This is a genomic window from Variovorax sp. E3 (assembly GCF_016082275.1).
In the GTDB taxonomy this organism is placed as follows: domain Bacteria; phylum Pseudomonadota; class Gammaproteobacteria; order Burkholderiales; family Burkholderiaceae_C; genus Variovorax.
On sequence record NZ_MOWM01000255.1, the window covers coordinates 1 to 6256 of the forward strand.

The 6256-nt window shown below is 69.6% G+C and carries 8 protein-coding genes and 1 pseudogene; 7 read left to right on the forward strand and 2 right to left on the reverse strand.

Annotated features, from left to right (window positions below; all coding sequences use genetic code 11):
* The first annotated feature begins 136 nt into the window (after nucleotides 1–136).
* Entirely contained in the window at nucleotides 137–1003 is an 867-nt protein-coding gene (locus BMG07_RS39210; protein ID WP_198089002.1) for a GyrI-like domain-containing protein, read from the forward strand.
* 21 nt (nucleotides 1004–1024) lie between these two features.
* Here the strand turns inward: BMG07_RS39210 and BMG07_RS39215 are convergent, their stop codons facing one another.
* Nucleotides 1025–1342: a YnfA family protein gene (locus tag BMG07_RS39215; RefSeq protein ID WP_198089003.1), complete on the reverse strand. Its 318-nt coding sequence runs from the start codon at nucleotides 1340–1342 to the stop codon at nucleotides 1025–1027.
* A 323-nt stretch (nucleotides 1343–1665) separates the two neighbouring features.
* Between BMG07_RS39215 and BMG07_RS39220 the strand changes: the two genes are divergently transcribed.
* Nucleotides 1666–2061, forward strand: a complete 396-nt coding sequence (locus BMG07_RS39220; protein ID WP_198089004.1) for a GreA/GreB family elongation factor — start codon at nucleotides 1666–1668, stop codon at nucleotides 2059–2061.
* 301 nt (nucleotides 2062–2362) lie between these two features.
* The gene (locus tag BMG07_RS39225; protein ID WP_198089005.1) at nucleotides 2363–3274 is read left to right on the forward strand and encodes a CsgG/HfaB family protein; all 912 of its coding nucleotides are present in this window, start codon (nucleotides 2363–2365) and stop codon (nucleotides 3272–3274) included.
* A 21-nt stretch (nucleotides 3275–3295) separates the two neighbouring features.
* Here BMG07_RS39225 and BMG07_RS39230 read toward each other — a convergent pair whose 3' ends face one another.
* Nucleotides 3296–3700: a GFA family protein gene (locus BMG07_RS39230; protein WP_198089006.1), complete on the reverse strand. Its 405-nt coding sequence runs from the start codon at nucleotides 3698–3700 to the stop codon at nucleotides 3296–3298.
* Nucleotides 3701–3796: 96 nt separating this feature from the next.
* On the opposite strand from BMG07_RS39230, the gene BMG07_RS39235 reads away from it, so the two are divergent.
* The 4 genes and pseudogenes from BMG07_RS39235 to BMG07_RS43695 form a co-directional block, all read left to right on the forward strand.
* On the forward strand, nucleotides 3797–4792 hold the full coding sequence (locus BMG07_RS39235) for a YafY family protein (RefSeq protein WP_198089007.1): 996 nt from the start codon (nucleotides 3797–3799) through the stop codon (nucleotides 4790–4792).
* A gap of 429 nt (nucleotides 4793–5221) precedes the next feature.
* The gene (locus tag BMG07_RS39240) at nucleotides 5222–5839 is read left to right on the forward strand and encodes a hypothetical protein (protein WP_198089008.1); all 618 of its coding nucleotides are present in this window, start codon (nucleotides 5222–5224) and stop codon (nucleotides 5837–5839) included.
* Nucleotides 5836–6078 carry a response regulator gene (locus BMG07_RS43690; protein ID WP_269759849.1) on the forward strand — a complete coding sequence of 81 codons (243 nt, stop codon included), beginning with the start codon at nucleotides 5836–5838 and terminating at the stop codon, nucleotides 6076–6078. Before BMG07_RS39240 ends, BMG07_RS43690 begins: the two co-directional genes overlap by 4 nt.
* Nucleotides 6048–6256, forward strand: a pseudogene (locus BMG07_RS43695) (DNA-binding response regulator); the annotation flags it as partial. The gene BMG07_RS43690 and the pseudogene BMG07_RS43695, both read left to right, overlap by 31 nt.

Consider the following 6256-nt stretch of genomic DNA (forward strand, 5'->3'; position numbering starts at 1 on the left):
ATTTGAAAGCCCGCTGTTTTTTGAACAGCGGGCTTTTTTCTTGGGCGCTGCATTGCGCGGCTTGTGCGGCTTGTGCGCGGCAATTTCCGCAAGGCCGGCTAAGTGCCCGCGCCGCAAAGAGCGCACACTGCCGCGCATGGATAACCGTCGCACCGAGCAGGACTACAGGGCCCGCGTGGCGCGCGCCGTCGCGGCCATCGTCGCGGACCCGATGGCCGATCACCGGCTCGAAGACCTCGCGCGGCTCGCGCACTTCTCACCTTTTCACTTTCATCGCGTGTATGCCAGCGTGGCCGGCGAAACCGTGGCGGCCACGGTGCGTCGCGTGCGGCTCGCGCTCGCCACGCGGCTGCTCGAGGCCGGCGACCAGAGCATCACGCAGGTCGCGCTGGCCGTGGGCTACGAAAGCCCGCAGGCCTTCACGCGCGCCTTCGGCCAGTTCACCGGGCAGTCGCCGCGCGCGTTCCAGCGGCAGATGATCCGGACGGTGCTCGATGTCGATGCGCCGCCGTCCCCGGGCAACGACGACGGCGGTGCCTCGCCCGCCGTGCGGATCGTCGAGCGCAGCGAACAGCGGCTGCATGCGCTGCGGCATCGGGGACCGTTCGCGACCATTCCGCACACCCATCGGCGGCTGCGCCTTCATGCCGGCGCGCGAACGCTGTCGGAGCACTGGGGCGCCTCGTTCAGCGACCCCGGAGACATCGACGGCTTCAGGTACTACGCCGCCTTCGCCTCGCCCGATCCCTGGCCGGAAGACGACGCGGAGATCGAGATGCTCGACATTCCCGGCGGCCGCTACGCCGTGCATCGCCTGGCCGGCCCCTATGCCCGCATCAACGCCGCCGTGCAGTCGCTCTACGCGCGGTGGCTGCCGGGCAGCGGCTTCGAGCCCGACGACCGGCCCACGCTGGAGCACTACCTGAATTCGCCGCGCACGGTCTCGCAGGCCGAGCTGCGCACCGACCTGCTGATTCCCATCCGCCACGCGAGCGCGCCCTGACGCCGCGGCATCTTGGACAAATCAGCGCGGCTGGAACGCGATGAGCCCCATGCCCGCCAGGCACACCGCCACGCCGGCCACGTCCCACGCGGTCGGCCGGATGCCGTCGACCGCCCACAGCCACGCAATCGCCACGCCGATGTACACGCCGCCGTAGGCCGCGTAGACACGGCCGGCCGCCGCTTCATGCAAGGTCAGCAGCCACGCGAACGCGGCGAGGCTGATCGCCGCGGGCACCAGCAGCCAGGCGGTGCGGTCCTGCTTGAGCCAGAGGTAAGGCAGGTAGCAACCGATGATTTCCGCGAGGGCCGTCGCGACGAAAAGAAGAAAAGTGCGCATCGCGCGATTGTGCGGACCTCACATGCGCGCTTACCGGCAAGGCACGTGAGGCCATTGTCCGGCGGCCCGGCGGCGGCGCACTACACTTGCCCGAATGTCCCGCTCGTCCACGTCCCGCAAACACCCTGCTCGCGCAGGCGTCGTCGTTGCGGCGATCACGCTGGTCTTGCGACGCACCAGCGCACTTTCCTGAGCCCGGCGGTCCGCTACCTTCTTTCTTGATGCGCGAACCATTGACCGCCGGGCACCACGCCGCGCGGTAGCGACTTCACCTGCCTTTTCACGGCAACGGGGCGAGGTCGCACATTCAATTGGAGTGCTTCATGCTTGCAACCATTCACGGGGAGCGCACGCTCACCGAACTCGACTTCGTCCGCCTCGGCAAGCTGGCGGGCCAGCCGCCGGCCCTGGCCGAACTGCTCGACGCCGCCGACATCCTGCCCTCGCGTGAGGTGCCGGCGGACATCGTCACGATGAACTCGCAGGTGGAAATCGAAGACCCGGCCACGCAGCAGACACAGAAGATCACGCTGTGCTACCCGAGCGACGCCGAGCCGGGCGCGGGCTGCGTGTCGGTGCTGTCGCCGGTCGGCATCGGCCTGCTGGGCGTGCGGGCGGGCACGCTCGCGCGCTGGCACATGCCCAACGGCGCGGAAGGCGCGGCGCGCGTGGTCTCGGTCCTGTTCCAGCCCGAAGCCAGCGGCAACTACCTGGCCTGAAGGCCTGAACTGACCATTTGGTCGGAACTGTCCCCGACAGAACTGTTTTTAAACGTTTCCTTGAGTAATAATCGCCCCGCTCCGCCAGCCGCCGGCCCGTTTTCGGCATCGCGGCCGGGAGCAACGCGCACATGCACATGACTTTCGGCACTGGCGTGCCGGCTGATCGGACCGTATCGTCGCGCGGTCGCTGGCGCGACAAGTCGGGAGGTCACAACAGGCCATGCGGTCCCATCTTCGGTTTCGACGGGTGGCGCCTCCCCGGGGCGCGCTGCTTTGTTTTCACTTGACAGATCGGGACATGGCTTTTTCCAAACTTTCTCTCGCAAGCGCACTCGCCGGCCTGCTGGCCCTTTCGGGCTGCCAGACCATGGACATGCAAATGGGCAGCCAGTCGGCCAAGACCGTGGCCACCGGCAGCGCCGCCGGCGGCGCGACCTCCGGCGAAAGCAGCCAGCTCGAGCGCTGCGACTCGCCGCTGGGCACGGTGTCGCTGATCGAAAACCAGAGCGCGGGCTGGTATACGGTGCTCACCGGCGAATACAAGCTGCCGCCCACGGCCAACCTGCTGCGCCTGCTGGTGCAGCAGTCGAACTGCTTCGTGGTGGTCGAGCGCGGCGCGGCCGGCATGAACGCCATGACGCGCGAACGCGCGCTGATGCAGTCGGGCGAAATGCGCGGCGGCAGCAACTTCGGCCGCGGCCAGATGGTGGCGTCCGACTACGGCCTGTCGCCTGAAATCGTGTTCAGCAACAGCGACGCGGGCGGCCTGGGCGGCGCGCTCGGCGGGCTGGTGGGCGGCGGCCGTGGCCGCGCCATCGCCCAGCTCGGCGCCAGCATGCAGACCAAGGAAGCCAGCGCCCTGCTGACCCTGATCGACAACCGTTCGGGCGTGCAGGTCGCCGCCGCCGAAGGCAGCGCCTCAAAGACCGACTTCGCGGGCTTTGCCGGCCTGAGCGGCCTTTCCGCCGCCGGCAACATCGGCGGCTACACGCGCACGCCGCAGGGCAAGGTGATTGCCGCGGCCTTCATGGACGCGTTCAACCAGATGGTCCGCTCGCTGCGCAACTACAAGGCGCAGACCGTGCGCGGCCAGGGCCTGGGCGGCGGCGGCCGGCTGGGCGTGGACGGCGCGGCCGCGCCGTCGCAGACCTCGGCACCGGCGGCCAAGCCCGCACAGCGCCGCCGCAAGCAGCAATCCAGCGCGGAATAACCGCACCCCGGCGCCCCTCGTTCAGAGGTAGCGCGTTTCGGCCGGCGGCACGAACCAGTTGTCGGTGCGCCCGTCCATGTACTGGATGGGCGCATTCGACAGCTCCTGCGGCGTGACGTCGTCCAGGCAGGCCACGTTCACGCTGACGTAGGCACCGCCGATCTGGGGCACGTTGCCGCGCCCGAACGAGCGAATGCCGCAGTGCCGGCAGAACAGGTGCTCGGCGCTGTGCGAGGCGAACTGGTACAGCGACAGGTCTTCTTCCCCCGACAGCAGCGTGAACGCGTCCGGCTTCACGATGGCGCCCCACGTGCGGGCCTTGGTGCAGATCGAGCAATTGCATCTGCCCGTGCCCTCCGCGAGATCGAGCAGCACCTGAAAGCGCACCTTGCCGCAATGGCAGCTGCCGTTGTATGTCTTCTTCATGGGTCTGTGTCCTGGGTTGCCTGTGGTTGAAGGAAGCACCGAGGCTACGACCCATTGCGGACAGATCCTGTCCTCGATCACGGGCATCATGCGCACATGCTGTCCGCCTCCGCCCGCCTGATCCGGCTTCTTTCGTTGTTCCAGGCCCAACGTTCCTGGACCGGCGCCGCGCTGGCCGCGCGCCTGGAAATCACCGAGCGCACGCTGCGCCGCGACGTCGACCGCCTGCGCAGCCTCGGCTACACGGTCGACTCCACCTCGGGCGTGGCCGGCGGCTACCGGCTGGGCGCGGGCACGGCCCTGCCGCCGCTGCTGCTGGAAGACGAGGAAGCCATCGCGGTCGCGCTCGGGCTGGGCAACCCGGCCGGGGCCACGGGCGACATCGAGAGCGCCTCGATGCGCGCGCTGGCCAAGCTCGAGCAGCTGATGCCGCCGCGCCTGCGCCGCCGGCTCGAAGGCGTGCGCGCCTCGGTCGTGCCGGTGGTGCCGCTGCTGCAGGGCAAGTCGCCGGTGCGGCTGAAGGCCGTGACCCTGCTTGCCGAAGCCTGCACCGACCGGCTCGAACTGCGCTTCGGCTACCGCGACTTTCACGACACCGCCACCGAGCGCACGGCGCAGCCGCACCGCGTGGTGCAGACCGGCCAGCGCTGGTACCTGCTCGCCTGGGACACGGCGCGCCAGGACTGGCGCACCTTTCGCCTCGACCGCATCGTGCAGCCGGTCCCCACCGGCGCGCGCTTCACGCCGCGCCGGCTGCCCCACGGCGACGTCGCGGCCTACATGCAGCAGGCGATCCATGTGTCGCCCTACCTGCATCACGCGAAAGTGGTGGTGCACGCGCCCGCCAAGGCGCTGGAGGGCTACCTGGGCTGGGTCAACGGCGTGCCAGAGGTGCTCGGCGACAACGCCACGCGCATCTCGACCGGTGCCAATTCGCTCGATGCGCTGGCGGTCTGGCTGGGCTGCCTGCCGCACGAGGTGCAGGTCGAATCGCCCAAGGAACTGGTCGCGCATCTCGCGCGCATTGCCGCGCGGATGGACAAGATCGCGCGCCAGCCGGCAAAAGCCGCGGCGCGCCTCCCCCGTATATAGGATGGGCAGGGGCGCACCCGCCCCCTACCCTCGGCGTCACTCAAGAAAACGCCCACGAGGGACTCTCTCCATGCGCATCGCCTTCACGTCCTGTATGAGCGCGTACAGCTTCCCCGACCAACCCGTGTGGGACCAGATTGCGCAGTACCAGTGCGACGACCTGGTGCTGCTGGGCGACTCGGCCTACTACGACGCCGACGGCGCGAGCACCAACGGCATCCAGGCCATGGACGCCAACACCTTCGCGCTGCACGCGCACGCGCGTCTCTACAAGCAGGTCAGCCACCCGCGCTTCGCGGCCCTCGTCCAGAGCCCGATGCTGCGCACCCATGCCATCTGGGACGACCACGACTTTCTGTGGAACGGCGCCTGCGGCGCGCAGATCGAGGGGCAGCCGCAGTACAGCCACCTGCTGGCGCGACGCGCGCCGTGTTCGCGCGCTATCGCAACGCGCTGGCGGCCAGGCTCGCGCCGGGCAGCTTTCCCCAGACGCCGCCGCCGTGGGCCGCCAACGTGCCGCCGCCGGGCTTCAGCACCGTGCCGCTCACCGACAACGTGCTGCTGCACCTGACCGACGGCCGCAGCTTCAAGTCGACCCGGGGCCGCAAGGCGCTGCTGGGCAGCGCGCAGCTCGACGCCTTCGAAGAGGCCTGCAAGAGCGCCTCCGCCGACACGGTGCACCTGCTGGCCTCCGGCGTCGTGTTCGAGGCCCGCAACGGCGAGACCTGGCTCAATTGCGCCGCCGAGCACGACCGCCTGCTGGCACTGGCCGACGACTACCGCATCCTGATCCTGAGCGGCGACGTGCACCACAACAACATCACCCAGTACCCCACGCCGCGCGGCCGGCTGCTGTTCGAGGCCACGGCCTCGGGCGCCGCGGTGTGCACGGCGGTGACGCTGGGCGCCCTGCAATGCAACTGGGGCCTGCTCGACATCGACGCCGACCGCATCACCGTGCAGGTCTTCCAGGACGGCCAGGACCCGCGCCCCGAAACCATCGACCGCCAGAGCTGGCGCTGGGTGCCACAGCCGGCCGTCGCATGACGCCGGCAACGCAAGTTGCCCTGGTCGAGGACGACACCGGCATGCGCGAGCGCATCGCGCGGGTCGTCGACGCGGACCCTTCGCTGAGCCTGGCCTTCAGCGCCGCCAATGCCGCCGACATCCTGGCGTGGCTGGTCGACAACCCCGTCGACGTGCTGCTGGTGGACCTCGGCCTGCCCGACCGCCCCGGGCTGCAGGTGATCGGCCAGTGCCGCACCATGCAGCGGCCTGCGCGGTGATGGTGCTGTCGATCTTCGGCGACGAGGCCAACATGGTCCAGGCCTTCGAGGCCGGCGCCAGCGGCTACCTGCTGAAGGACGGCACCGAGACCGAGCTGGCCACGCACATCCGCCACCTGCGCGCCGGCGGCTCGCCCATGTCGCCCGTGATCGCGCGGCAGCTGCTGCGCCGCTGGCA

What these genes read in the sequence shown, in the direction of transcription:
- BMG07_RS39210 (WP_198089002.1), top strand. Translation starts at nt 137, where the DNA reads ATGGATAACCGTCGCACCGAGCAGGACTACAGGGCCCGCGTGGCGCGC.
- BMG07_RS39215 (WP_198089003.1), bottom strand. Translation starts at nt 1,342, where the DNA reads ATGCGCACTTTTCTTCTTTTCGTCGCGACGGCCCTCGCGGAAATCATC.
- BMG07_RS39220 (WP_198089004.1), top strand. Translation starts at nt 1,666, where the DNA reads ATGCTTGCAACCATTCACGGGGAGCGCACGCTCACCGAACTCGACTTC.
- BMG07_RS39225 (WP_198089005.1), top strand. Translation starts at nt 2,363, where the DNA reads ATGGCTTTTTCCAAACTTTCTCTCGCAAGCGCACTCGCCGGCCTGCTG.
- BMG07_RS39230 (WP_198089006.1), bottom strand. Translation starts at nt 3,700, where the DNA reads ATGAAGAAGACATACAACGGCAGCTGCCATTGCGGCAAGGTGCGCTTT.
- BMG07_RS39235 (WP_198089007.1), top strand. Translation starts at nt 3,797, where the DNA reads ATGCTGTCCGCCTCCGCCCGCCTGATCCGGCTTCTTTCGTTGTTCCAG.
- BMG07_RS43690 (WP_269759849.1), top strand. Translation starts at nt 5,836, where the DNA reads ATGACGCCGGCAACGCAAGTTGCCCTGGTCGAGGACGACACCGGCATG.